Origin of the sequence: Pseudoflavonifractor phocaeensis (assembly GCF_021531815.1) — a bacterium.
Lineage (GTDB): Bacteria > Bacillota > Clostridia > Oscillospirales > Oscillospiraceae > Lawsonibacter > Lawsonibacter phocaeensis_A.
Window position 1 is genome coordinate 19,731 of record NZ_JADYUM010000003.1, and the last position, 24,885, is coordinate 44,615.

Consider the following 24,885-nt stretch of genomic DNA (forward strand, 5'->3'; position numbering starts at 1 on the left):
GGGGATAGGTCATGCAAGTAATTGTCGTAGAGCCAAAGAAAAAGCCGATGGTGCAGGACATCGGTTCTGACTTGGACTCCATGCAAAAAATCGTGGGTGGCCCCATTGAGGCGGTCTACCCCTTTGACGCTCCTGTGGCCCTGATTGCCAATGAGGAGGGCAAACTGCTGAATCTGCCGCTGAACCGGGCGTTGCGGGATGATGAGGGAAATGTCTATGACATCATTTCAGGCACGTTCTTTCTCTGCGCCGCACCGCCGGACAGCGAGCATTTTGAAAGCCTCACAGACCAGCAGGCGAAAACGTACATGGAGCGCTTTGCCATGCCGGAGATGTTCCTGAACGTGGGCGGCAGTTTGTTCGTCCTGCCATACCTGTAATCTGTACCGTTAGGGTGTACCCTATCGGCACAGGCAAAAAGCGTCCCATTAGGGTCGGTCTCCGCATTTTGGCATGTGCCATCTGTGGAAGCCACCCTAATGGGACATTTCGTTTGGAAAGGAGTCTTTTTCTTGAAAATCGGATACATTCGTGTCAGCACCCAGGAACAGAATACCATGCGCCAGGAAGCTCTCATGGAAGCCCTGGGTGTGGATGAGGTTTATATCGACCGTATGAGCGGAAAAAACGCCAACCGTCCGGAGCTGCAAAGGATGATGGAATATGTCCGCAGAGGCGATACCGTCATCGTGGAGTCCATCAGCCGGTTTGCCAGGAACACCCGTGACCTTCTGGAGCTGGTGGAGCAGTTGGCCGCGAAAGGCGTGGAATTTGTCAGCAAGAAGGAAGCCATCGACACCACCACACCCACCGGAAAATTCATGCTGACGGTGTTCGGAGCCGTGGCGGAGTTGGAACGGGAGTACATTCTGCAGCGCCAGCGGGAGGGCATTTCCATTGCGAAGGAGCAGGGAAAGTACAAGGGAAGAAAGCCCATCCAAACGCCAGAGTTTGAACAGATCGTAGCCAAATGGAGAAGTGGAACTATCACAGCGGCGGAGGCCATGCGGACGTTGCACATGACAAAAACAACCTTTTACCGCAAGGTCAAGCAGACTTGAAGGAAAAAGATACTCCAAAAAGTCACGAAATATGTTACAATGGCCCTGCGAGGTGAGAAAACGATGCTGATGGAAGTGACGGAACTGCACCGCTCGGAAAAGAGTATTGTCACGCTGGTTATTGACCCGGATACTGGCATCCGCTATGTGCGTAAAGAGCTGAAAAGCTCGCACCCGGTCTATGAACAGCTGCAATCCTTACATCATCCCTACCTGCCCAAAATTGTGCAGTTGGAGCAGAAGCAAGACGGCGTAACATTCCTGGAGGAGTACATTGACGGTGCGAATCTGGCGGAGATCTCCCTGCCGGAGAAGCAAGTCGTTACTCTCATGGAAGAACTGTGCGAAGTACTGATAGTTCTGCATCAACACGGAATTATCCATCGGGACATCAAGCCTTCAAACCTGCTATTAGCTCCGGACGGACACATTCGGCTCATCGATTTTGATGCGGCCCGTGAGGAAAAATCTAAAGGTGACAGCGATACTCGTTTGCTGGGGACCAAAGGCTATGCGCCGCCGGAACAGTATGGCTTTGCCCAGACCGATGCCAGAGCAGATATTTACTCTGTGGGCGTCACGATGCAACAGCTTTTAAGGAAACAAGCCGAAAAGCGCCCCTACCGACATATCATTCAAAAATGCACCGAGTTCGCTCCGAAACAGCGCTATGCCACGGCAAAGGCATTGCTGCGGGCAATAAAAACCCGAACGCTCCAGCTCTGGCTACCGTGGATCATTACCGCTGCGTTGCTCATAAGTGCAGGCAGCTTTATATGGTGGTATCATATCAATCAGGCGGAAATCACTGAGACCCGCTATCCGGATGAGCCATTGCTGTTTTATGCCGCATCCGGAGAGTATCTGATTGCCCACATCGGTGATCTGCGGTACAGCGGACAGGCATCATCTATGAGCATTGACTTGGATGGCGACAGCTTGAAGGAAAACATCGAACTATACGGAATTCCGGAAACAGGCAGCGTTTATGGCAATCTGATAGTAGGCACTGAGGACGGAAACTGGATAGATCTGGTTGCTTGGGCTATGGCGGATACCGCGGCTTGGGAACGGCTGAGTAGTGAGCCTTATACACCAGAAAACCTGCCGGACGATTTCTATGTTCAGATTACCTGTCTTGACCTGAATCCCAGTGATCGAGACGGACAAGAGATTGTAGTCTCCCTTGGAGATTTGACAAGCGAATCTATTTCCGCCGTGTACCACTATACCGGAGCTGTTTATGCAGACGAAAACAGTCCCAATCCGGCAGACTATATGGGACGGCTGTGGGGCGGTGCCAGTTTTAAGGTCGATGCCAATTGGAATATCACAAGCGACCTGTTGGAGAACCCCTATCAGACACAGAATGGTTATCGCTATACATCAATGGGCGTGGAAAGTGACTGGCAGGGTGAGGCGGATTATGATAAATACCGCTATGCCATAGAGGATCATTTAAGTTTGGAAGAATGGCACAATTCCTTTGCTACATGGTAGAAACAAGAAGCCGCTGGCCTATAAACGGTCAGCGGCTTTCCCTATTCCAGCACTTCGATATTGTGGTCATATAGAAGTTCGTTTGCATTGATGATGCTCTGATGATGGCCAATGGCGTAAAGCAGCAATGCGTCCCGGGGGTCTCTGGGATACAGCTCCCGGTATCCGGCCTGCTTCAGCAAGACCTGTACTTCCTTTTCGTCCAGCTCCAATCCAAAGGCAAGAGCAATTATTTTATCCCGTGACGGGTATTTCTTACCCAGGAAAATCTGATACACATAGGCTTTGTTCAGGTTGGATTTCCGAACTACATCTGCTTTGGAGCAGTTCTTTTGTTTCAGCCATCTGTCCAAATATTCCGGCAGACTGTCCAACTGCATTTCACTGCGATTTTCAGCAAAGTAGTCCAGAATGTTGTCTGATTGGCTGATCTCATGGGCTAGCTCGTCTGTTGTTTTCATGTGGTTTTCACCTCCAACCACGATACTACGCCCATTATAGCACAAAAAGGTTAGCTGCCAGCTAACCTTTTCTTACGTTATCTCTGCTACTATACAACAGAGCCCAAAATAAAAGAAAGAGTGAGGGAATAGAAATGATTTCTGCCGTACTTTCCATCGTCATCGTTAATATCGCCTACAAGCTCTACGCTAGGTTGATTGGTGCGGATGTGATGTTCTTCAGCGGGAAAAAGAAGTTGGCGGCATATGTTGTGCTGTGGGCGCTTCTCTTTGCTACGACTGGAATCTAAAGCACTGCGGCGGAGTTTTCTTCGCCGCAGTTATCTTAATCCGCTTTCATCAAGAACAGTTTCAACACATCCTCGGCCAGTTTCAATTCTCTGTCTGTGCAACGGGAAAGCAACTCTTGTACACCGGATGTGTCCCCCGGTTTATAACCGGAACCGTGAATAATATATTCCATTGGAAGGTGCATGGATTGAGACAGCTTAATGAGTGTGTCGATGGACATTTGCGATGTACCGACTTCAAGCTGACCGTAATACCCTGTTCCAATGTCCGCCAGCTCGGCCATCTTTTCGCGAGTCAGTCCTAATTCCTGCCTCCGCTGCCGCAAACGCTGGCCTATTTTAATCAGCTGTTACTTTTCCATTACGTCTCACCTCCTCTTTTTCGTCATTGTAATATGAGAAAAAAGGCGGTAAAATATGGTATGATATATCTCAAAATAATACTTATGCAGGTGGATAGGGTGAATAATATGAGTTACATATGTAAAAAATGCGGAAACGAACTGACGGATGATGCTTTGTTTTGCAGCAGATGTGGGGAGCGGGCCTCGAAACCTGAAACAGATAATCCTGCTGCTGATGGACAACAAGAACAGGTGTTGCAGGAAGAAGTGGAGGTGCCAGTTGAAGAATGTGTGCCACCGACAACCGATGCTGAAGAGTCAGCAGAATCCAAGGTATCTGTAAAAAAGAAAATAACGGTTGGAAAAATCCTGAAAGGACTGGCTCCATGGGTGTTTTGGATAATCGTTGTCCTACTTGCATCAAATTACCTGAAAGATCAGCAAATCAAAGAATTGAATGTCGTGATTCAGGAGGCAGCAGAGGAGGCTCTAAAACCACTGGAGCAAGTGGGCGTTTCCTATTCGACAGTTATACCGGATTATAAGCTTCCAAAAGTTGTAAAACGGTCTTGGGAGGAAGCGTTGCAGGCTGATGATATGGCGTCTCTGTACTATGGCATTGGCGGCGCTTTCGGAATAGCTGAGGACATAAAAAAGGGAAAGCCAGTGAAATACTATCTTTATCAACTGCCCGTGGAAGTCTATGCTAATCTCAATGATTCTGGCACTGAAACACTTATCGGAAAAGTTGTTATAGATGTAACTGCGGCTTTTCAGGGGTGGCAGTATTTCGCAGATGTGAGAATATGGACAGATACTCAACTGGACTCCAATTTGCAGGCATTCATAACCAACGCAGAAGCTGCAAGAGAAGCCGCCTGTGTAACAATTGATAACGTATGGTTTGATGAACACAATGGAAAAGAGACCATTGTCATTGCCTACACTTGGACAAATACAACCAATTCAGAAACCTGCGCCATCTACAATGTAGCAATTCATGCATATCAGAACAACATTGAACTTGAAAATGCCTATTTTGCGAATGCTAACAATGAACTATTGCAAAGAAATGTAAAACCTGGCATATCGGTCGAATTGGAAGAAGTGTTTTATCTGGATAATCCGAATGCTGATGTTTTGGTAGAGGCAACACCATGGATTACAATGAATGACAAGGTCTATATTAGTAAAACGTACACCAAAAGCACGGCACAGACAAGTGAAAGCGGCAATGATCGGTCATCATGGGAATATGACGATTATGTTCGTTACTACGGCGTTGATCCAGCTGACTATGGATACATGTGGTATAACGAAATCCGCAGCGGCCCTCTGGACGAGTTCTTCGATTGGGCGATTGAAGGTATTTCTACACAGACGAATGGTTCACATCTGTATGAAATCACCGATCCATGGGAAGCCGATTTGACCCCAGACGATTTTATTGGAACATGGCAAACGGAAGGGGGCATTCTGTTTACCATCAAAAATATGGATGGCCAATATGTAATCGACCTGTCAGAAAACGAAGGCCTTGGGATTCTTGGCGGCAGGTTATCCCAAAATCTCTATAATATCGAGGGGGATTTTGGCGGTATGGCAGGAGAATATGGTGTAACATCGTTCTCTGTTTTCTATGAATACGGAAGTGATTATCCGCTGAACACATGGCTTTCGCTCAGTTTGACAACCAGTGACGGCACGCAAATATGGGATGTTGTTCCGCTTATCAGTAAGTATGATGAGCCTGACTCTCCGTATTATGAAACGTCAATAGATGTGAACTTGAGCTCTGAAGGTTCTAATTATTTCGCTGGCTTTGATGGAAGGACAGACTATAACTCTTCAAATAAACGAGACTGCCCAGCAATTGTACAGGAATATATTAATAGTGGGTATGATGTTTATAAGATTAATCAGCGAGGTGCAAGTGGATACTATTATGCAGAGTACGACAGTACGCATCAATTTAAGACCTATTATTTGATAGTGCAAGCAAATAATTCCACAAATCTCCATCCTCAACAGATTCTTTACAGCAAATATGGAAGCCCCGAATACAATATGCAGAATTGTTCTTTTGATGATAATTGGTGATAATTTCAATAAGCACTTTGGTGCTACATCATAATTAACCGTAGCTAAATACACTAAACAGCACCCTAGGTTATGCTTAGAACCTAGGGTGCTGTCTTTGGTTAAACCATCAAATATAGGGAGATTCTATTTCCTTCAGTCTTTGATGGCGGACTGTGTAACGATAGATAAGGAGCAACATAAAAACTCTCTTATGGTTCCATTGGTCGGCTGCCAACATTTTTGAAAACAAGCGCAGGAACTATCTGGAAGATTCCTAAAAAGTAAAAAGCCCGCCCCGATTCGAAATGAGTCGGGGCGGGATCATTAATGCCTATATTCCAAGGGGCTTTTAATTCCTCGGATTTTTGATAGCGGCCTGAGCGGCTACCGATATTGCGAGGAAATAGAATTCTATTATCATTCTTCTGATTTAATGATAACAAGAGAAGAGAGTGCGCGAGTCATAGCGACATATTGTTCGTTTTCGGTCATGTCTTCCAAAATTACATTGACCGATTCGAACTCCAGCCCTTTTGCTTGCTGTACATGTAATACATTTATGACACCGGTTTTAATTCCGCAATCGGTTTTGTCCCAAAAATAAAAGGTAGGATGCCCGCGGAATACATTATAACGTTCAAGTAAGGACTCATTGCTGTAAATAATGGCGAGTCTATCATCTGAAGCCAGATCGTTTTGAGAAAAAGAGACCCTATCACTGAAAAATACCTGTCCGGGAATTCCGATTGCCAACATGTTCATGTCAAAAGTTTTATTTATATACTCTGTAATTTCCAGTGCATTTCGGTAGTTCTCTGAAATCCTATGGCGTTCAATGTTGTGCATACATGTTGGTAAAGCATCTTCTGCGCCAATTCCTTTTGGATTGATGCACTGCAAAAAATCGCCATAATAATTGAATACTCCGTTAGGGAATAGTTGAGAGAACAAGGACAGCTCAGTTGGGTTGTAGTCTTGGAATTCGTCAATAAAGAAGAATTTTTCAGAGTACTCCAAAGCACCTATATGAGAAAAGAGGGTATATGCTTTTGCAAAAAGTTCGAAGTGGTAGCGGTAATCGGGATCTAGCCCATATTGTTCCTTCTCCCTTTTTACTGCATATTCGAACGCTTGATTTAGGTAGAATGCCTTGTCACCACCTTTTTGGAATTTGAAAAAGGCGTTTAAATTTTGTTTTATCTCGCACAGCATTTCGAAAGAAGAAAATGTCTTTTTACTGGCACACTCTTCGATTGCTAATTGCCCAGAGGTGTTATAACTATGAAACACATCAAAAAAGGAATACAAAGCTGCGAAATCGACAGTTTTGATGCTGCCGGTCAGAAGATCCGCTTCGACAAGTTGAGTGAGCCGGTTCTTCTTTTGAGCCGCAGCACTACGCAAAGCATCTAGACTTAGTTTGAGTTGAATAGGCTTTTGCTTATGTGCATTACGCTCTCGCTCCAAACGTTCAAGTCTAGTTTTTGTTTTGTTTACGCGGCCTTGCTTCGTGAGTAGTTCTTCTTCGTAGATCGTTTCAACATCCTGAGATTTGCGTTTCTGGCTTATACTTTTCTGGCTTCTCAAGTTAGTTACAATACTACCGATATTTCCGGTTTTATTATAAACCTCCTTTTCTTGTTTGAAGTCAGCCAATTCCCCTTCTTCATTTGAAAGTCTTTTTTGTAAATCAAGTATCTCATCGGTCATTTTTTGGAGCTGCTCGGAAAATGATGAGTTGCATTCGCTTAAGTGTTCCTCTGCAACTTGAATTTCTTTATCTATGTGCCTAAGTTCATTTAGAATCGCTTCGGGCGATGCTAGCTTAAGGATTTTATTTGCATCTTGAAATAGTTTTAAAAGACGTGAAAATTGTATGTCGGTTGTAATATCTTCTAGGTTTTCCGCGTTTGCATTGACGAAAAACACCTTCAGAAGGCCAACATAGTCATCGATAGAATCTAATACGAAGCGTTCGTAAACGCTGTTGTTTCTATCCAGAATTTTAAATGTTGTATTTGCTAAACCGTCCAAGAAGCGAGAGGAATAGAATTCTTTTATCAAATCCGATGAGAAATCGTCGGGGATGGTTGAACTGGGAGAGATATCCTTTGTTAAATAATAGCAGCCTACCTTTTCTAAGTAATCTTCGATAATTTTTTTATAAAAAGACAAAGTGGAGAATCTTTTTATGCCGTCTAAGTGCAACGTTTCTGTGAGAATATCACTCTCTATATTTAAGGTTCCTGTGGGTGAGATAATGGTGATATTTTCGGGTTTGATTGAGGTGTCATTCCGCAGGATATAACGGATCCGATGATATAGAATCATTGTTTTTCCGCTTCCGGCGCAACCGACCACAAGCGTATTAGATCGGAAAGGATTTGTTATGATTCGATACTGATTGGATTGAATTGAACGAATAATATCATGAATTTTTTTGGTGTTTCGACCCAATTGCAGAACTTTTAGTAGATAAGGATCCGCAATTGTGCTACCCGTGTTGCCTTCAGAATCTGTGTCGGATGCCTTTGAAAATTCTTTGGGTGCTGACTCAACATATAAATCTGAAATGGCGGATAGTTCCTGATTGGAAATCTCGTAGTTTCTAACCAGAGATAATCCGCAAGATTCATCTTTGATATATAGCTGATAATCATAGTATAAGGCAGCACGTTCGTCAGTCCAATCAATGACATGGTTTGCAATCTCGTTTTTGCCGATGTAAACTCCGTTTTCCTGATTGTAATCCAAACGGGCAAAAAATGGCTCGTCAAGTTGATCATTGATTAACTTGCGAGTACGAAAAAAATCATTGTCGCCTCTGCTCGCAAAAAACTCTGCTTTTGCTAGAGAACCATTTCCGTGCTGATTAATTGCTTCATGCAGTGATTCCTGGAGTATTTTTTTGATCTTGGTGAAGTGTTCCTTTTCATAAGGGAGATCGGTGGGGACAGGGGTTTTCGAAAACTTTATTTTACGGCTGCTCTTGTCCCACTCGTTGAAGTATGGAATATAGCGCTCATCTTTTCTTAATAATGGTTTTTGTTTACTAATGTCATCCAGACTGAGAAAAATATCGCGACCAACCTGATAAAATTGATAAATCTCAGCAAAGCGAGTGCCGTCTACACCAGGGCGAAGGGCGACAAAAGACTTGGTTTGTTTGGAGTTAATAATATCGTGAATTTTTAATGGAGTGCCTTCTCTATTGAATAAGGTTCTTCCAACGTATAGATAGCCGCGATCTAGTGGAGGAGTGTGATCATTGAACTGTGTGGAGGAAGTGGTAGGCGCTGTGTGCTTAGCCGGTACAGGTTCCGATTTAAGGTTCTTTGAGGTTGCAGCGTTTTTCGCGAGACCAGTAGAATCGAGTTTTTTTGTTTCGACTTTATGATTTGGCTGCGAATACGAACACTTATCTTGCAGGATGTCGATAGGAACTTGTGATGTAGATTCAATATTTGACTCACAAAGAAACAATTCGATTCCAATTGCGCTTTTTCGAAAACGCCGTAGCTTTGATCCTTGTCGGACAAAGATGAATTCCTGGACGATTTTTTCTACTTTGACCTGTTCGCCTTGAGCGGTCTTTAAAATTTGACCAGAATAGATGTCATGTTTCATATATTCTCTCTCCAGCATTACTTCGTCAATTACAAGAAAAGGAGATGCTACACTTAGTACAACTATACCATATTGCAAAAATGTCCGCAATCAATTTCAAATGTTACAGTTTCAAACAGAGGAAAGCATTTGAGGGTAAATATTTGGGCAGTGTGGCAGCGTGGGAAATAGTTGATGACAGATCTGTAATCCTGCACAGGCGATGTTTGCGAGTAAATATTGAACACTTATCGAGAAATCGAAATTAGTCGAACGTAGAAAAAAGCACTCGATTCCAAATGGAATCGAGTGCTTAATTATTGTGATTCGAGTAATCAATTACGACAAGCTGTGCTTACTTGCGGGGATTTTTAATAGCAGCCTGGGCGGAAGCCAGACGGGTAATGATCAATGTTGTCCTTACACCATCGCAGCATCTGCTGCCAGGCTTAAAAAACGTGCCATTAGGGTAGACCCTATTGGCACAGATAAAAGAGTCACAATTTGCGCAAACAAAGATTCCCTATGCCGTTGCATTGACATTTTTTGTATGCTATGATATATTTTAATTACCCTTATACCACTACAAGGGAAAATCGTGTTACTACGATAAGGTAGAACACCTCGAAGCTCCACCCCGGCCCTATCGGCTGGGGTGTCTTCGTATCTGAGAAAGGAGTTCTCTCAAATGTCGGAATTTCATTACGCATTGGGGTTGGATATCGGAATTGGTTCCGTCGGTTGGGCAGTCCTCCAAAATAACTTGAATGGAGAACCAATCCGCATTCGGGATCTCGGAGTCCGTATTTTTGACAAGGCAGAACAACCAAAGACGGGTGAGAGTCTGGCTGCGCCCCGTCGGGATGCCCGCAGTACCCGAAGACGTCTGCGTCGTCATCGTCATCGTTTGGAACGGATCAGATATTTGCTCGAGCAAACAAACATCATGACGTGTCAGGAAATCAAAGAGATTTACGAAAGGGGCGGCTTTACCGTCTCTCCATATCAGCTTCGGGCAGAATCTTTGGACCGCCTGTTAACAAAAGAGGAAATCGTAAGGGTGCTGATTCATCTGGCGCAGCGCCGAGGATACAAGTCCAACAGCACGGCAGAAGCAGCAGCGAACAAAGAGAACGGCCTTGTAAAAGCAGCCATCAAAGAAAACCAGGACTGCATGGTGAAGAATGGCTACCGCACAGTGGGCGAGATGATGTATCGGGACCAAAGGTTCTGGCAGACAAATCCCGACGGGACCCGGTATCACCAGACCCGAAACAAGGCAGACGACTACCGGTTTACAGTGGATCGTATTTCGGTGGTAGATGAAATCCATCAAATTTTTGCAGCTCAACGACGCCTTGGCAGTGCATGGATGTCAGAGACGTTGGAGCAGGTGTATCTCTCTATTTTTGAGAGTCAGCGCAGTTTTGATGAAGGGCCGGGAGGAAACAGTCCTTTCCGCGGTGGCGTTGCTGAAAAAGTTGGCAGCTGTACATTTGAAACGGCAGAGCCACGGGCTGCCAAGGCAACCTATACTTTTGAATATTTTAAGCTGTTGCAGGACCTGAACCATATGAGATTGACCGGAAAAGGGCTTCCGTCCCGCCCCTTGGATCAGTCCCAGCGGGAGCTTCTGATTGCTGCGGCCATGCAGTCACCCTCTCTGAATTACGGACAGATCCGCAAAAAATTGGCGCTGGATGAAAATACCTATTTCAACGATCTCTCCTATGGTGATAGAAGTCAGGAGGAGGCAGAAAAGAAAAAGTGGCCTCAGATGCAGTCCTACCACAAACTGCGGACCGCGCTGAACAAGGTCAGCAAAAATGCCATACAGACGCTGAGTATACAGCAGCTTAATGAGATTGGGTCCATCCTGACGCTCTATAAAAGCGACGCTAACCGAATGGCTGCACTGCGGAAGGCAAATGTCCCTGAAATTTATGATCAGGAACTATTGCCGCTGTCTTTCAGTAAATTTGGGAATCTTTCTATAAAGGCCATGGAGAGATTGATTCCTCTTCTGGAATGCGGGCAGCGATATGATGAGGCATGTTCCTTCATTTACGGCGACCACCGCGGCAGACAGCCGGAAGGGCGGAAAAACCGATTGTCTCTCAATGATATCGAGGAGATTACCAACCCAGTGGTGCGTCGAGCTGTGTCGCAGACAATTAAAGTAGTCAACGCTGTGGTATGGACCTACGGGCCGCCGGATGTGATCCGCGTTGAACTTGCGCGTGAAATGAGCCGCAGCTTTGATGAACGCCGTAAAATTGAGAAGCGTCAGGAGGAGAATCGGGCTGCGAATGACCGGGCCAAGGAGCAAATCGCGGAATACAAAGGTGACCATGCCACAGGCCTGGATATTGTAAAGTTCCGCCTTTTCAAGGAGCAGGACGGCGTCTGCCTGTATTCGGGAAAAAATCTGGATATCTCCCGCCTGTTTGAACCGGGTTATGCGGATGTGGATCATATCATCCCATACAGCCGCTGTTTTGATGACAGTTATCAGAATAAAGTCTTGGTACTGGCCAGTGAAAACCGCCAGAAGGGAAACCGGATCCCATATGAATATTTCGGGCAGGACGAAGATCGCTGGCATAGCTACGAAGTCCGGACAGAAAATCTGATCCGCAGCTACCGGAAGCGGCAGAAATTGTTGAGAAAAGGACTTACCGACGAAGAAAGCCAGGGCTTTATTGAGCGAAATCTCAAAGATACCCAGTATATTACCAAGGCGGTTTACCATCTTCTGCGGGATCATATGCTCTTTGCCGAGTCCCGCTATGAAAAGAGTCCTGTGCAGCCAGTCAACGGTGCTGTCACTTCCATGCTTCGGGGACGCTGGGGCATTCAGAAGATTCGGGAGGACGGAGACCTGCATCACTGCCTGGACGCGGCGGTGGTGGCATCTACCAGCCCAGGAATGATACAGCAGCTGACCGTATACAACCGGCAGAGGGAATCTCTGGAAAAAACTCCCGGAGTATATGTAGATTTATCTACCGGGGAACTGGTGGAACGGGAAAACTGTGATACCAGGCGCTGCCCGCAGTTTCCTCAGCCCTGGCCGCATTTCCGCCAGGAACTGGAGGCGCGTCTGGACCCGGTGGATCCCCGGCACGCCATTGATCTCTTGAAGCTGAACACCTACGAGAGCAATGAGGAGATCAGACCGGTTTTTGTCTCCCGAATGCCAAATCATAAGGTTACTGGTTCGGCACACGCCGAGACCATCCGCAGCAAAAAAATGGGCGATGGATATACAGTGACAAAAACAGCACTGGCAGATCTGAAACTTAATAAATTTGGCGAAATTGAGGGCTACTACAATCCGCAGAGCGATACGCTGCTGTATGATGCGCTGCTGACACGGCTGAAAGAATTCGGTGGTGATGGAAAGAAAGCGTTTGCGGAGCCGTTTTACAAACCGAAGCGGGATGGAACGCCCGGCCCCCGCGTGAATAAGGTAAAAATTTTCGAGAAGTCCACGCTGAATCTTATGGTTCGAGAAGGCGTTGCAGCCAATGGCAACACAGTCCGTATTGATGTGTTCCAGGTACCGGATGACGGATACTACTTCATACCGGTTTATGTGGCGGATACCAAGAAAGCAATGCTGCCCAGTAAAGCCGTTGTAGCACACAAGCCCTACGACCAGTGGAAAGAGATGTCGGGTCAGCATTTTATTTTCTCCCTTTATCCCGGAGACCTGATACGCATTCGAAGCCGAAAGGGCATAAAACTGAAGCTGGCAAAGGGCGGCACGGGAGAAAGTGAAATCAGCCGGCAGGATGGACTGTATTACTATCGGGGAGGGGATATATCTACGGGGGCAATTTCCATCTCTACGCATGATCGGAGGTACGAGAGCCGAGGCATCGGCATCAAGACACTGCAATCCATTGAGAAGTATCAGGTGGATGTCCTGGGCAATTATCATAAAGTAAATCTCCCTGAAAAACGGATCCCGTTTACAAAGGAGGGCTGAAATGGAATATCGGAATATCTTTTTGGCAAATCCCGCACGAGTCAGTGTACAGCGCGAACAGTTGGTCATTGAACAGGCGGAGAAGTACATGGTCCCGCTGGAAGATATCTCCGCTATTCTCATCGAATCCCGTCAGGTAACACTGACGTCGTACGCTGTTGCATCTTTGGCGGGGCACGGTATCACAGTTTTCCTTTGCGATGACAGGCATCTGCCGAGCTGCCAGATATTACCCATCAACCAGTATTGCCGCCAGAGAAAGCTGTTGATGGCGCAGTGCGAAATTGGAAAACCTCTACAAAAACAACTCTGGCAGCAGATCGTGATCCGGAAGCTGCAAAACCAGGCAAAGTGTCTGGAACTCATGCACCACGAAGAATGTGAAAAATTATATCAGATGGCGCACAGTGTCCTTTCCAATGACCATGATAATCGTGAGGCTGCGGCTGCTGCGATTTATTTCCCGGCATTGTTTGGCCGGGGCTTTTCCAGAGGCTCTGACGATCCCCGCAATGCTGCACTGAATTATGGTTATGCCATTCTGCGGGGTGGAATCGCACGGAATCTGGTAATCCATGGGCTGGAACCTTGTATTGGCATCCATCATCGCAATGAATTGAATCAGTTTAATCTTGCGGATGACTTGATAGAACCATTCCGCCCGGTCGTTGATCTCTATGTGGCAACTAATTTCTGTGAGGACGATGATGTGCTGACAGCGGAGCAAAAAGCGGGCCTGTTCAATCTGACAAATCACATGGTTCAGCAGGCGGGAAAGCGGTACAGGATTATGACCGCCATCGGTCGCGCCTCGGTGGCATTAGCAAACTCCATCGTGGATGAAGATGCAAAACTGGAATTGCCGCACCTGATTCCGTTGGAGCTGCACCGATATGAATAGGCTTATGAGAATACTGGTGATGTTTGATCTGCCAGTCAAAACAAAAGCACAGCGCCGAAGCGCCGCGCAATTTCGTAAGTTCCTTGTAGAGGACGGGTACCACATGGTGCAGTATTCTGTTTATGCACGGGTGTGTAACGGGCGTGATTCTGTGGAAGCCCACAGAAGACGAATCCAGCTGGCTTTGCCGCCCACGGGATCTGTGCGGATGCTGGTGATCACAGAGAAGCAATACAACGCAATCGAATTGCTGGTTGGTAAGCCGACGCCATATGACAAGCCGCAGCAATTTGAGCAGCTCATGATTTTTTGAAAAAAGCAGAACGTTTTCCTTGCGAAATCGTTCTGCTTTTTCCTGTTTTCTTGGGATTTCCGGACAAATCGCAAGGAAAGAGTGGCAATTTTTTGTTTCCCATTTTCGCCTATTATACCACTACAAGAGAAAAAGGGGAACTACGACGAGAATCATCATGAGTTGTAAATCTGCTTTATTATACCACTACAAGAGAAAAAGGGGAACTACGACGCGCAGTTCAGAGGCTCGGCAACCTCCAGCATTATACCACTACAAGAGAAAAAGGGGAACTACGACATAACTGATAGTCTATGAGCTTCCCGAACTTATTATACCACTACAAGAGAAAAAGGGGAACTACGACTGCGGTGTTTGCCGCCTGTACCTACCTGGAATTATACCACTACAAGAGAAAAAGGGGAACTACGACGCTCTCCAGAATGGTGGTGCCGGTAACCGCAATTATACCACTACAAGAGAAAAAGGGGAACTACGACCTCTGTGATCTGGACGGCGGAGGCCGGGTTATTATACCACTACAAGAGAAAAAGGGGAACTACGACCACCCGGTCGGCCACATTCTCGGCGTTGAGGATTATACCACTACAAGAGAAAATGGGGAACTACGACGCAGTTGGGGCAGTAGTCATATGCCACAGTATTTACCACTACAAGAGAAAATGGGGAAGTCTTACTTGGACTCCTTGATAGCGGTCTGCGCGGAAACCAGCCAGGCAATAATCAATGTTGTTCTTACACCATTGCAGCATCCGCGGCCAGGTCCTCGGTCAGGTCGGCGATCACGTCGCCGGTGGACTGGATGGAGGCGGCAGTCCAGGGGAAGCCGGAGGCGGCGGTGGGGTAGACGCCGGTGGTGTGGTCCACAAAGTAGGCGGCGAAGCCGGGGTTGGCCCGGACCTCCTCGTCGGTCAGGTTCCGGGTCAGCTGGTGGACGATGGCGGCGACCATCTCCATGTGGCCCAGTTCCTCGGTGCCGATGTCGGTCAGCACCCCCTTGGCCTCGGGGTAGGGCATGGCATAGCGCTGGGACAGGTAGCGCATGGAGGCGCCCAGCTCGCCGTCGGGTCCGCCGTACTGGCTGATGATATAGGCGGCCAGCTTGGGGTTGGGGTTGGCGATCTTCACCGGGAACTGGAGCTTTTTTTCATAAATAAACATCTCATTTCACCTCATTCTGCTGATAGTTCCAGGGCCAGGGGTCCTGGAGCCAGCGGTATCGGTCGCCGGAGGCGGCGGAGGACTTCATCAGGGGGCCGAACCGGGACTCGTAAGCTGCCCGGGCGGCCTTCTCCATGGCCGCGTACTGCTTGAACAGGGCGAAGGCCTCGGCGTCGTCGGGATGGGTGTCCAGATAGATGCCCAGCTCCAGCACCACAAATTCCAGGGCCTGGAGCTCCACCAGGGGGGTGGAAGGCAGGTCGCTGCCCTCCACCTTCAGATGGAAGGGCAGGTTCAGGCCGGGGAACAGGGTGCCATTGCTCAGGGCCTCGGCCTGGTCGTACTTTTGGGGATCGTCCTGCTGAAAGGGGACGTAGGGAACTGCCAGGCCGGCGCAGGGCGGCAGGGTGCCGCTGTGGTCGGGGCAGCCGGGCCGCTGGCAGGAGCCGCCGTTTTCGATATTCAAGGGAAATTCCCTCCTCTGGTCAGATTGTGGGGGCAGCGCCCCCTCAGGTCATTCTATGCCGTACGCCGCCCTTTGCCCGTTCCAGGCATACCGCCCGCCGCCGCCGCCATAAGATAGGGGTGAGGTGGTGTGGATTGAAAGGATTGTACAGGTCCGCGGCGGTTCTGGCGCTGGCGGCGGTGGGGCTGACCGCGGCCCTGGGGTACTTCTGGGGCCGGAGCCTGCCGGCGGCAGCATCCTCCGGCCCCGGTGCGGCACAGATGCTGGTGCTGGACGCGGGACACGGGGGAGAGGACGGAGGCGCGGTCTCGGTGACGGGGGTGCCGGAGAGCCAGATCAACCTGGCGGTGGTCCTGAAGATGGACGATATCCTGGGGCTGTACGGAGCGCCCCACACCCTGCTGCGCCGGGAGGACGTCTCCCTCCACGATCCCGGCGCGGACACCCTGCGGCAGAAAAAGGTGTCCGACCTGAAAAACCGGGTGGCGGCCATTGAGGGGACGGAGAACGCCGTTTTGCTGAGCATCCACCAGAACTCCTACCCCAATGGCCGCTACCACGGGGCCCAGGTGTTTTACGCCCCCACAGACGGCTCCCATGAGCTGGCCCGGCACATCCAGAACGCCATCCGGGCCGTCCTCCAGCCGGACAACAGCCGGGAGTGCAAGCAGATCCCGGACACCGTCTACCTCATGAATCACGTCTCCTGTCCGGCGGTGCTGGTGGAGTGCGGCTTTCTCACCAACGGGGAGGAGGAGGCTATGCTGCGGGATGACGGGTACCAGCGGAAGCTGGCGGCGGTCCTGTCCGCCGCCTGGCTCACCGCCTCCGCCGGGGCGGACCAGGCGTGAGGGGGAAGCCGCCCTGCCGGAGGGCTGGGAACGCGGCGCGCCGGGGGACACCGAAAGCTGTGTTCCCCCGGCCCGGGGCGGCGGGAAAAAACTGGGTGGGGCAAAATCAGGGCTTGTGTTTCTGGCTGAAAGAAGGTACAATAAACAATACGCCTTATTACAAATGACCGGGAGGATCAACATGAACCGGACACTGGAACACATCCTGCCAAAGGTACAAAAACCCGCCCGCTACACCGGCGGAGAATATAACGCCGTGGTCAAGGACAAGCAGTCTGTGGACGTGCGCTTTGCCCTGTGCTTCCCCGACACCTACGAGATCGGCATGTCCAACCTGGGCTGCCGCATCCTGTACGGCCTGATGAACGAACAGGACCACATCTGGTGCGAGCGCTGTTTCGCCCCCTGGGGGGACATGGAGGAGGAGATGCGCCGGGAGGGCCTGCTCCTCTATGGGCTGGAGAGCGGCGACCCCATCGCCGACTTCGACTTTATCGGCTTCTCCCTGGGCTATGAGATGGCCTACTCCAACGTGCTGAACATGCTGGACCTGGCGGAGGTGCCCCTGCGCTCCGCCGACCGGCCCGACCTGACCCCCCTGGTGGTGGCGGGGGGGACCTGCTGCTACAACCCGGAGCCCCTGGCCCCCTTCATCGACTTTTTCTCCCTGGGCGAGGGGGAGGAGGTCACCCTGGAGTACATCGATCTCTACCGCCAGGCCAAGGAGGAGGGCTGGTCCAAGGAGGAATACCTGCGGGAGGTGGCCAAGATCCCGGGGATCTACGTGCCCTCCCTCTACGACGTGACCTACCACGAGGACGGCACCGTGGCCGCCATCACCCCCAAGGACGGCGCCCCCGCCACCGTGACCAAGCGGATCGTTCAGGACATGGACAAGTCCTATTTCCCCGTCAAGACCATCATCCCCTCCACCGAGATCGTCCACGACCGGGTGATGCTGGAGCTGTTCCGGGGCTGCATCCGGGGCTGCCGGTTCTGTCAGGCGGGGTACGCCTACCGGCCCGTCCGGAACCGGGACCCCAAGCTTCTGGCCCAGTACGGCAAGGCGGCCTGCGAGGACTCGGGCTATCAGGAGATGACCCTGTCCAGCCTGTCCTCCACCGACTACCCCTGCCTCATGGAGCTGTGTGACGACCTGCTGGACTACTGCGCTGCCCGGGACATCGGCCTGTCCCTGCCCTCCCTCCGGGCGGACACCTTCTCCATGAGCCTGATGGAGCGGCTCCAGCGGGTGCGCAAGGGGGGCCTGACCTTCGCCCCTGAGGCGGGGACCCAGCGCCTCCGGGACGCCATCAACAAGAACCTGCGGGAGGAGGACCTGCTCCAGTCGGTCCGCACCGCCTTCTCCGGGGGCTGGAGCGGCGTGAAGCTGTACTTCATGCTGGGCCTGCCCACCGAGACCGACGAGGACGTGCTGGGCATCGCGGACCTGGCCCGGAAGGTGTACTTCGCCTGGCGGGAGTGCACCCCCAACAAGGCCCGGGGCGTCCGGATCACCGTGTCCACTTCCTGGTTCGTCCCCAAGCCCCACACCGCCTTCCAGTGGGAGGCCCAGATCCCCGTGGAGGAGTACCAGCGGCGGGTGGACCTGCTGCGGGACGCCTTCAAGCGGGACAAGTCCATCACCTACAACTGGCACGATCCCCAGACCAGCTATCTGGAAGCCATCTTCTCCCGGGGGGACCGCCGTCTGGCCGACGTGCTGGAGTGGGCCTGGGCCCACGGGGCCAAAATGGACTCTTGGAGCGAGTATTTCGACTACCAGCGCTGGATGGACGCCCTGGCCGCCTGCGGCCTCAGCGGCGACTTCTACGCCCACCGGGTCCGGGAGAAGGACGAGGTCTTCCCCTGGTCCGTCCCCAGCGTGGGGGTGAGCCGGGAATTTCTCTGGCATGAGCGGGAGCTGTGTTACCAGTCCCAGACCACCCCGGACTGCCGGACCCGCTGCTCCGGCTGCGGGGCAAACAAGCTGCTGACAGGAGGTGGCCGCTGTGGCTGACCGGCTGCTCTTTTCCAAAACAGGCAGGGCCAAGTACATCTCCCACCTGGACCTGATGCGTACCTTCCAGCGTGCCTTCGCCCGGGCCAAAATCCCCATCAAGCACACCGAGGGCTTCAATCCCCACCCCTTCGTCTCCATCGCCCTGCCCCTGTCAGTGGGCTACTCCAGCCAGTGCGAGATCCTGGAGTTCACCCTGCTGGAGGGGACCGGCTATGAGGAGGTGCCGGAGCGCCTCACTGCCGCCATGCCCGAGGGCATCGTGGTCCACCAGTGCTACCCGGCCCAGCGGAAGCTGAAGGAGCTGGCCTACCTCAACTACATCATGAACTTCGAGTACCCCGAGGGCCGTCCTCAGGCGGCGGAGCCCGCCATGCGGGAGCTGCTGGGCCGGGACAGCCTGGTGGTCCAGAAGAAGTCCAACAAGTCCAAGAAGGGGTACACCGAGGTGGACCTGATCTCCCTGATCCGGAGCTGGAACCTGGAGTGCCAGAGCGACACCATGACCCTGGACGCGGTGCTGTTTGCCCAGAATCCCGGGCTGAACCCGGAGCTGATCCGGGCCGCCTTCTGCGAAGCCTACCCCCAGTTCGCCCCCGATTTCGTCACCTTCCACCGCCGGGAGGTGCTGGACGGGGAGGGGAAGCCCTTCCGGTAACCCGCGCCACAAATGGAAACAAAGATAAAAAGGAGGACACCAATTATGGATAAGCCCACCCAATACACCCTGACCTGGGAGGTCACCGACGATATGACCGCCAAGCGCATCGGCACCGCCGGCGCCAAGATCCTGTCCACCCCCAACATGCTGGCTCTGATGGAGGCCGCCGCCCTGGAGCTGGCCAAGGCCTATCTGGACGAGGGGATGACCACCGTGGGCGCCGAGGCCCACGTCCGCCACCTGGCTCCCACCCCCGTGGGCATGAAGGTGTCCGCCACTGCCACCCTCCGGTCCATCGAGCGGCGGAAGATGTGGTTCGACATCGAGGTGAACGACGAGAAGGGCAAGTGCGGCGAGGGCTCCCACCTGCGCATCATGGTGCCCAACAAGGACCGCAGCAAGGAAAACGGCTGATTTTCCTCCCACAAAGCGGGGAAAATGACCATAATTTCTCCATGACAGGCTTGTCAATGGAGAAATTCGGTGGTATAATATTTGCGCTTTTGAACTGATTACACAGAAGGGAACGATACTTCATGTCCGGACATTCCAAGTGGCACAACATACAAAAGACCAAGGGCGCGGCTGACGCCAAGCGCTCCCAGATCTTCACCAAGATCGCCCGCGAGATGATCGTGGCCGTCAAGACCGGCGGCAGCGGCGACCCCGCCAACAACTCCCGCCTGGCCGCCGTCATCGCCAAGGCCAAGGCCGCCAACATGCCCAACGACAACATCAAGCGCACCATCGACAAGGCTCTGGGCGCCGGAAACACCGACAGCTTCGAGTCCGTGGTGTACGAGGGCTACGGCCCCAACGGCGTGGCCGTCATCGTGGACGCCCTCACCGATAACCGCAACCGCACCGCCCCCGAGGTCCGCCACCTGCTGGACAAGTACGGCAAGGGCCTGGGCGCCACCGGCTGCGTGTCCTGGTCCTTCGACAAGAAGGGCGTCATCGTCATGGATGCCGAGGACCTGGACGAGGACACCGTCATGATGGACGCCCTGGAGGCCGGTGCCGACGACATGCAGGCCGACGAGGACGTGTTCGAGATCACCACCGATCCCGACGCCTTCAACGACGTGGTGGCCGGCCTGGAGGCCAAGGGCTACACCTTCCTGGAGGCGGAGGTCCGCATGGTGCCCCAGAATTATGTCACCCTGACCAATGAGGAAGACATCAAGAACATGGAAAAGCTCATTGAGATGCTGGAGGACAACGACGACGTGCAGAACGTCTACCACAACTGGGATCAGGACTGAGACCAGTCATGAAAAGCGGCGCCGCCCGGCGCCGCTTTTGTCATAGGTGACGGTTCTGCCGGAGCAATGCCGGGAAAAGAACGGATAGGAGCCGGTCTCCCTCCGCCGTGGAGCCGCGGCCCTTTCCCGTTTCCGGCCTCCGCGGGATGGATGCGGACCGCCCCCACGGAATGTCTTCCCAGCTGTTTGCTCCGGCCCTTTGAGAAAGAAAAACGATTTGGAGGGAATACCGCATGGTATTCAGCAGTCTGACCTTTCTGCTCTTTTTCCTGCCCGCCCTGCTCCTGTGCTATTTTCTGGTCCCGGCCCGCTACCGGGGCGTCAGGAACTGCGTGCTGCTGCTGTTCAGCCTGTTCTTTTACCGCTGCGGCGGGGCCGACTACCTGCCTCTGCTGCTGGTGTCCATCGGGATCAACTACCTGGGGGGCCTGCTGGCCGCGCCCGGACGCCCCCTGTGGGTCCGCCGCCTGGGGCTGTGGGGGGCGGTGGCCGGGGGATTGGGCCTGCTGGGCTGGTTCAAGTACGCCGGGTTCCTGGCCTCCAACTTGAAGGCTCTGGGCCTGCCCGTCTCCGTGCCCCAAATCGTGCTGCCCATCGGCATTTCCTTCTTCACCTTCCAGGGGCTGAGCTATGTCATCGACGTGTACCGGGGGGATGCAGACTGTCAACGAAATCCCCTTTACGTAGCTCTCTATGTGGCGCTTTTTCCCCAACTGGTGGCGGGTCCCATCGTCCGGTACACCACGGTGGAGGAGGAGATCTCCCGCCGGAGGGAGTCCCTGGAGGAGTTTTCCCAAGGGGTGGTCCGGTTCTGCTTCGGCTTGGGCAAAAAAATGCTGTTGGCCAACGCCATGGGGGAGGTGGCGGACGGCATCTTCGGCCAACCCGCGGCCTCCCTGGCCACCCTGACCGCCTGGGTGGGGGCCGCGGCCTATACCCTCCAAATCTACTTTGATTTCTCCGCCTACTCCGACATGGCCATCGGCCTGGGGCGGATGTTCGGCTTCCACTTTCTGGAGAACTTCGACTACCCCTACATCGCCGCCTCGGTGAAGGAGTTCTGGCGGCGGTGGCACATCTCCCTGTCCACCTGGTTCCGGGACTATGTGTACATCCCCCTGGGCGGCAGCCGCTGTTCCCGGGGGCGCAATCTGCTGAACCTGCTGGCGGTGTGGCTGCTGACCGGCCTATGGCACGGGGCCAACTGGACCTTTGTGCTGTGGGGGCTCTGGTTCTATGTGCTGCTGACCGGGGAGCGGTATGTGTGGGGCGGCGCCCTGGACAAGCTTCCCTGTATGGTAAAACACCTTTACACCATGCTGGCTGTCATAGTCAGCTGGGTCCTGTTCCGCGCCCCGGACCTGGGGTGTGCCGTGGGTTATTTGAAGGCCATGTGCGGGGGCGGCTGGGGACTTCCGGTCCGGCAGGGGGTCTATTACCTGCTGGAGTTCTGGCCGGAGTGGGTGCTGGGGGTGCTGGCCGTCTTTCCCTGGAAGCACTGGGCCGCCCGGCGGCTGGAGGCCAGACAGGGGAGAGGGGCCGCGCTGGTGCGGTCCTGGGGGCCTGTGTTCCTGGCCCTAGGCCTGCTGGCCCTGTCCTACGTCAAGCTGGTCTCGGGGAGCTTCAACCCCTTCATCTACTTTCAATTCTGAGGAGGGACGGAGATGAGTCGAAATGCCCAGCGGTTGGTGACAGCCGCCTTTCTGCTCTTTCTGGGGCTGGCCCTGGCCGCCACCCTGCTCCGGGAGGAGGAGACCTACTCCTTTTTTGAAAACCGGACCCTGGCCCCAAAGCCAGTTTACTCCGCCCAGGCCGACGGGGACGGCAGCTATTTCAGCGGCTGGGAGCGGTATCTCTCCGACCACGCGGCGGGGCGGAACACCCTGCTGCGGCTCAAGACCCAGCTGGACCTGGCCCTGGGCCGTCCGGTGGTCAACGACGTGGTGGTGACGGAGGAGGCCCTGCTGCCCTATCTCCCCGAACGTCCGGTGGACCGGGGAGCGGTGTCCCGGCAGGCCGGCGCCATGGCGGACCGGCTGGCGGAGATCCAGGCGGCTGTGGAGGGCTATGGGGGGTACTACTGCTATGTGGGGGTGCCCTGCCAATACGCCTGCCGGGAGGAGGACTACCCCTGGTACCTGAACAACCGGGCGGACCTGAGCGCCTGGTCGGTCCAGGAGCTGTCCCGGGCGGCGGCGGAGCGGGGGGTGAATTTCCTGGACATGGGGCCGGTGTTCCGCACCCAGCCCGACCCGGACCGCCTCACCTCGGCGGTGGACAACCACTACAGCATCCAGGGGGCCTACCTGACCTACCGGACCATTCTGGAGCGGATCAACGCCCAAGCGGAGCTGGAGGTGCCCGTCCTGGGGGAGGAGGACGTGACCATCTCCCAGGTCCCCAACCGCTATCTGGGCTCCCGGACCCGGAAACTGCTGGCCCAGGAGTGGCGTGAGGACGCCCTGTACCGCCTGGACCCGGTGGAGGCGGTGCCCTTCACCCGGTACAACTACGGCAAGGAGACCTACTCCAGCCTCTACGCCCTGCCGGAGCACCCGTGGGAGGACGTGACCTATAACCTGTACATGGGAGGGGACCTGGCCGAGACCCTCATCGATACCGGCAGGGAGGAGCTGCCCTCCGTCCTGGTCTACGGGGACAGCTTCACCAACGCCCTGGAGTGCGTCATGTACCTGAGCTTCGACAAGATGTACTCCCTGGATCTGCGGCATTACAAAGACATGTCCCTGGAGGACTATATCGCCGGGACACGCCCCCAGGTGGTGGTCTGTATCCGGGATTATGAGTCCCTGCTGGACCTGGGGGCCAACGGCGGGGGCTGAGCGGCCTTCCGCCCCGGCGTTTCTCCCGCCGCAAAATTTTTCTCTCCCCGCTCCGGGCCCCGCCGAGCCCACTCTTACTCTGACAGATAACCATTACATTTTCTCTTTCTGTCACTGTGACTGTTTCAGTTACTCTCACTATTACTATTACGTACCCTCTTTTTGTACCAAAAGATACACCAAATCCCTCCTTTTCCCCTATGGGTGTAAGGAGGGATTCTTTTTGGAAAACGAAAAGAAAAGTTTTTTATTCTACTTTGACAACTACCCCATGATCCAGGCCCTGCCCCCGGAGCAGCGGGGATGGCTGCTGTCCGCCCTGTGCGTCTACGCCGACGGGGTGTGGCGGGACGAGACCCTGACCATGGAGCAGGTCCTGGAGGGCTTTCCCCGGATGGACCGGGAGACCCGGGTGGCCTGTGCCTTCCTGGGCGGGACCATTCTCCGGGACACCAAGCGGTGGCTGAACCAGCGGCGGAACCGTCAGGCCTGGAAGGAGGAGGCGGGCCATACCCGGTCCCGGCAGGCGCCCCGGCCCCCCTCAGAGGAGGACGAGGAAAAGGCCCGGGAGGACATGGAGCGGATGCGGCGGCTGGTGGAGCGGATGAAGCTGGCGGAAGGGGAGGAGGGATGAAAAAACGGCGAAGACGGGGCGGACCCTGTCTTCACCGTATACCTTTGGTGCAAGTAAGCCTGTAAGCCGGGTTCTGTCTTTTAAGACAGCCATCTATCTCGACGCACCGTTGCCGGTACGCTCAAGCCGCCTCCCCGGGACGGCCGGGCCGGCCATATGTCCCTCCACGGCGTTGCTCCGGATAGAGTTTACAGCGTCACGATGTTCCCATGTGACGGGTGAGCTCTTACCTCGCCTTTCCACCCTTGCTGTCCCGGCAAAACCGGAACAGCGGTATCTCTCTGTTGCACTTTTCCTAGGGTCGCCCCCGGCGGGTGTTACCCGTTATCCTTGCCCTTCGGAGCCCGGACTTTCCTCACAGGCGGGCCTTTCGCCCCGTCCGCGCGGCTGTCCAGCTTGCTTGCCCGACTATCATACCGGAAAACGGGCGGG

The 24,885-nt window shown here is 53.0% G+C and carries 20 protein-coding genes, 1 other RNA gene, 1 pseudogene and 1 CRISPR repeat array; of the genes and pseudogenes, 16 read left to right on the forward strand and 6 right to left on the reverse strand.

Features of this window, described 5'->3' with window-relative positions; translation table 11 throughout:
- Nucleotides 1–11 precede the first annotated feature (11 nt).
- The 3 genes from I6E42_RS02385 (at nt 12) to I6E42_RS02395 (ending at nt 2,561) form a co-directional block, all read left to right on the forward strand.
- Entirely contained in the window at nt 12–380 is a 369-nt protein-coding gene (locus I6E42_RS02385; protein ID WP_235370238.1) for a DUF3846 domain-containing protein, read from the forward strand.
- A gap of 132 nt (nt 381–512) precedes the next feature.
- The gene (locus I6E42_RS02390; protein WP_235370239.1) at nt 513–1,061 is read left to right on the forward strand and encodes a recombinase family protein; all 549 of its coding nucleotides are present in this window, start codon (nt 513–515) and stop codon (nt 1,059–1,061) included.
- A 63-nt stretch (nt 1,062–1,124) separates the two neighbouring features.
- Entirely contained in the window at nt 1,125–2,561 is a 1,437-nt protein-coding gene (locus I6E42_RS02395; protein ID WP_235370240.1) for a serine/threonine protein kinase, read from the forward strand.
- A gap of 41 nt (nt 2,562–2,602) precedes the next feature.
- Here I6E42_RS02395 and I6E42_RS02400 read toward each other — a convergent pair whose 3' ends face one another.
- Complete coding sequence (locus tag I6E42_RS02400; RefSeq protein WP_235370241.1) at nt 2,603–3,022, reverse strand: XRE family transcriptional regulator; 420 nt, start codon at nt 3,020–3,022, stop codon at nt 2,603–2,605.
- 134 nt (nt 3,023–3,156) lie between these two features.
- On the opposite strand from I6E42_RS02400, the gene I6E42_RS02405 reads away from it, so the two are divergent.
- The gene (locus I6E42_RS02405; RefSeq protein ID WP_235370242.1) at nt 3,157–3,312 is read left to right on the forward strand and encodes a hypothetical protein; all 156 of its coding nucleotides are present in this window, start codon (nt 3,157–3,159) and stop codon (nt 3,310–3,312) included.
- A 35-nt stretch (nt 3,313–3,347) separates the two neighbouring features.
- Here the strand turns inward: I6E42_RS02405 and I6E42_RS02410 are convergent, their stop codons facing one another.
- Entirely contained in the window at nt 3,348–3,638 is a 291-nt protein-coding gene (locus I6E42_RS02410; RefSeq protein ID WP_268841855.1) for a helix-turn-helix domain-containing protein, read from the reverse strand.
- A 96-nt stretch (nt 3,639–3,734) separates the two neighbouring features.
- Here I6E42_RS02410 and I6E42_RS02415 point away from each other — a divergent pair, with 96 nt between their 5' ends.
- Entirely contained in the window at nt 3,735–5,756 is a 2,022-nt protein-coding gene (locus I6E42_RS02415) for a DUF5067 domain-containing protein (RefSeq protein WP_235370244.1), read from the forward strand.
- A 399-nt stretch (nt 5,757–6,155) separates the two neighbouring features.
- On the opposite strand, the gene I6E42_RS02420 is transcribed toward I6E42_RS02415, so the two are convergent.
- On the reverse strand, nt 6,156–9,365 hold the full coding sequence (locus I6E42_RS02420; protein ID WP_235370245.1) for a UvrD-helicase domain-containing protein: 3,210 nt from the start codon (nt 9,363–9,365) through the stop codon (nt 6,156–6,158).
- Nucleotides 9,366–10,032: 667 nt separating this feature from the next.
- Here I6E42_RS02420 and cas9 point away from each other — a divergent pair.
- Genes cas9 through cas2 form a run of 3 tightly spaced genes read left to right on the forward strand, consistent with a single transcriptional unit; the run spans nt 10,033 to nt 14,552 of the window.
- A complete protein-coding gene (gene cas9 / locus I6E42_RS02425) occupies nt 10,033–13,338 on the forward strand; it encodes a type II CRISPR RNA-guided endonuclease Cas9 (RefSeq protein ID WP_235370246.1) in 3,306 nt (1,101 codons plus the stop codon).
- 1 nt (nt 13,339) lies between these two features.
- Nucleotides 13,340–14,239, forward strand: a complete 900-nt coding sequence (gene cas1, locus I6E42_RS02430; RefSeq protein WP_235370247.1) for a type II CRISPR-associated endonuclease Cas1 — start codon at nt 13,340–13,342, stop codon at nt 14,237–14,239.
- A gap of 16 nt (nt 14,240–14,255) precedes the next feature.
- Nucleotides 14,256–14,552, forward strand: a complete 297-nt coding sequence (cas2, locus tag I6E42_RS02435) for a CRISPR-associated endonuclease Cas2 (protein ID WP_328284071.1) — start codon at nt 14,256–14,258, stop codon at nt 14,550–14,552.
- A 111-nt stretch (nt 14,553–14,663) separates the two neighbouring features.
- A CRISPR array of direct repeats spans nt 14,664–15,164; the repeat unit is 36 nt; unit sequence ATTATACCACTACAAGAGAAAAAGGGGAACTACGAC.
- A 138-nt stretch (nt 15,165–15,302) separates the two neighbouring features.
- On the opposite strand, the pseudogene I6E42_RS02440 reads toward cas2, so the two are convergent.
- Both I6E42_RS02440 and I6E42_RS02445 read right to left on the reverse strand, forming a co-directional pair.
- Nucleotides 15,303–15,713 (reverse strand): annotated as a pseudogene (locus tag I6E42_RS02440) (manganese catalase family protein); the annotation flags it as partial.
- 1 nt (nt 15,714) lies between these two features.
- Complete coding sequence (locus I6E42_RS02445; RefSeq protein WP_235370248.1) at nt 15,715–16,179, reverse strand: spore coat protein CotJB; 465 nt, start codon at nt 16,177–16,179, stop codon at nt 15,715–15,717.
- 134 nt (nt 16,180–16,313) lie between these two features.
- On the opposite strand from I6E42_RS02445, the gene I6E42_RS02450 reads away from it, so the two are divergent.
- The 8 genes from I6E42_RS02450 (at nt 16,314) to I6E42_RS02485 (ending at nt 24,453) form a co-directional block, all read left to right on the forward strand.
- Entirely contained in the window at nt 16,314–17,030 is a 717-nt protein-coding gene (locus I6E42_RS02450) for an N-acetylmuramoyl-L-alanine amidase (protein WP_235370249.1), read from the forward strand.
- Nucleotides 17,031–17,211: 181 nt separating this feature from the next.
- Nucleotides 17,212–19,050, forward strand: a complete 1,839-nt coding sequence (locus I6E42_RS02455) for a TIGR03960 family B12-binding radical SAM protein (RefSeq protein WP_235370250.1) — start codon at nt 17,212–17,214, stop codon at nt 19,048–19,050.
- The gene (locus tag I6E42_RS02460; protein WP_235370251.1) at nt 19,043–19,708 is read left to right on the forward strand and encodes a TIGR03936 family radical SAM-associated protein; all 666 of its coding nucleotides are present in this window, start codon (nt 19,043–19,045) and stop codon (nt 19,706–19,708) included. The genes I6E42_RS02455 and I6E42_RS02460 overlap by 8 nt, the downstream gene beginning before the upstream one ends.
- A gap of 45 nt (nt 19,709–19,753) precedes the next feature.
- Nucleotides 19,754–20,125 carry a thioesterase family protein gene (locus I6E42_RS02465; protein ID WP_235370252.1) on the forward strand — a complete coding sequence of 124 codons (372 nt, stop codon included), beginning with the start codon at nt 19,754–19,756 and terminating at the stop codon, nt 20,123–20,125.
- 122 nt (nt 20,126–20,247) lie between these two features.
- Nucleotides 20,248–20,976: a YebC/PmpR family DNA-binding transcriptional regulator gene (locus I6E42_RS02470; protein ID WP_235370253.1), complete on the forward strand. Its 729-nt coding sequence runs from the start codon at nt 20,248–20,250 to the stop codon at nt 20,974–20,976.
- 233 nt (nt 20,977–21,209) lie between these two features.
- Nucleotides 21,210–22,628 (forward strand): MBOAT family O-acyltransferase, encoded by a 1,419-nt coding sequence (locus I6E42_RS02475; RefSeq protein ID WP_235370254.1) that lies wholly within the window; start codon nt 21,210–21,212, stop codon nt 22,626–22,628.
- 12 nt (nt 22,629–22,640) lie between these two features.
- Complete coding sequence (locus I6E42_RS02480) at nt 22,641–23,819, forward strand: alginate O-acetyltransferase AlgX-related protein (RefSeq protein WP_235370255.1); 1,179 nt, start codon at nt 22,641–22,643, stop codon at nt 23,817–23,819.
- A 223-nt stretch (nt 23,820–24,042) separates the two neighbouring features.
- Nucleotides 24,043–24,453 (forward strand): DUF6291 domain-containing protein, encoded by a 411-nt coding sequence (locus tag I6E42_RS02485; protein WP_235370256.1) that lies wholly within the window; start codon nt 24,043–24,045, stop codon nt 24,451–24,453.
- 46 nt (nt 24,454–24,499) lie between these two features.
- Here the strand turns inward: I6E42_RS02485 and rnpB are convergent.
- An RNA gene (rnpB, locus tag I6E42_RS02490) (RNase P RNA component class A) lies at nt 24,500–24,856 on the reverse strand.
- Between the last annotated feature and the right edge of the window lie 29 nt (nt 24,857–24,885).

What these genes read in the sequence shown, in the direction of transcription:
- I6E42_RS02385 (WP_235370238.1), top strand. Translation starts at nt 12, where the DNA reads ATGCAAGTAATTGTCGTAGAGCCAAAGAAAAAGCCGATGGTGCAGGAC.
- I6E42_RS02395 (WP_235370240.1), top strand. Translation starts at nt 1,125, where the DNA reads ATGCTGATGGAAGTGACGGAACTGCACCGCTCGGAAAAGAGTATTGTC.
- I6E42_RS02400 (WP_235370241.1), bottom strand. Translation starts at nt 3,022, where the DNA reads ATGAAAACAACAGACGAGCTAGCCCATGAGATCAGCCAATCAGACAAC.
- I6E42_RS02405 (WP_235370242.1), top strand. Translation starts at nt 3,157, where the DNA reads ATGATTTCTGCCGTACTTTCCATCGTCATCGTTAATATCGCCTACAAG.
- I6E42_RS02415 (WP_235370244.1), top strand. Translation starts at nt 3,735, where the DNA reads ATGATATATCTCAAAATAATACTTATGCAGGTGGATAGGGTGAATAAT.
- I6E42_RS02420 (WP_235370245.1), bottom strand. Translation starts at nt 9,365, where the DNA reads ATGAAACATGACATCTATTCTGGTCAAATTTTAAAGACCGCTCAAGGC.
- cas9 (WP_235370246.1), top strand. Translation starts at nt 10,033, where the DNA reads ATGTCGGAATTTCATTACGCATTGGGGTTGGATATCGGAATTGGTTCC.
- cas1 (WP_235370247.1), top strand. Translation starts at nt 13,340, where the DNA reads ATGGAATATCGGAATATCTTTTTGGCAAATCCCGCACGAGTCAGTGTA.
- I6E42_RS02455 (WP_235370250.1), top strand. Translation starts at nt 17,212, where the DNA reads ATGAACCGGACACTGGAACACATCCTGCCAAAGGTACAAAAACCCGCC.
- I6E42_RS02465 (WP_235370252.1), top strand. Translation starts at nt 19,754, where the DNA reads ATGGATAAGCCCACCCAATACACCCTGACCTGGGAGGTCACCGACGAT.
- I6E42_RS02470 (WP_235370253.1), top strand. Translation starts at nt 20,248, where the DNA reads ATGTCCGGACATTCCAAGTGGCACAACATACAAAAGACCAAGGGCGCG.
- I6E42_RS02475 (WP_235370254.1), top strand. Translation starts at nt 21,210, where the DNA reads ATGGTATTCAGCAGTCTGACCTTTCTGCTCTTTTTCCTGCCCGCCCTG.
- I6E42_RS02480 (WP_235370255.1), top strand. Translation starts at nt 22,641, where the DNA reads ATGAGTCGAAATGCCCAGCGGTTGGTGACAGCCGCCTTTCTGCTCTTT.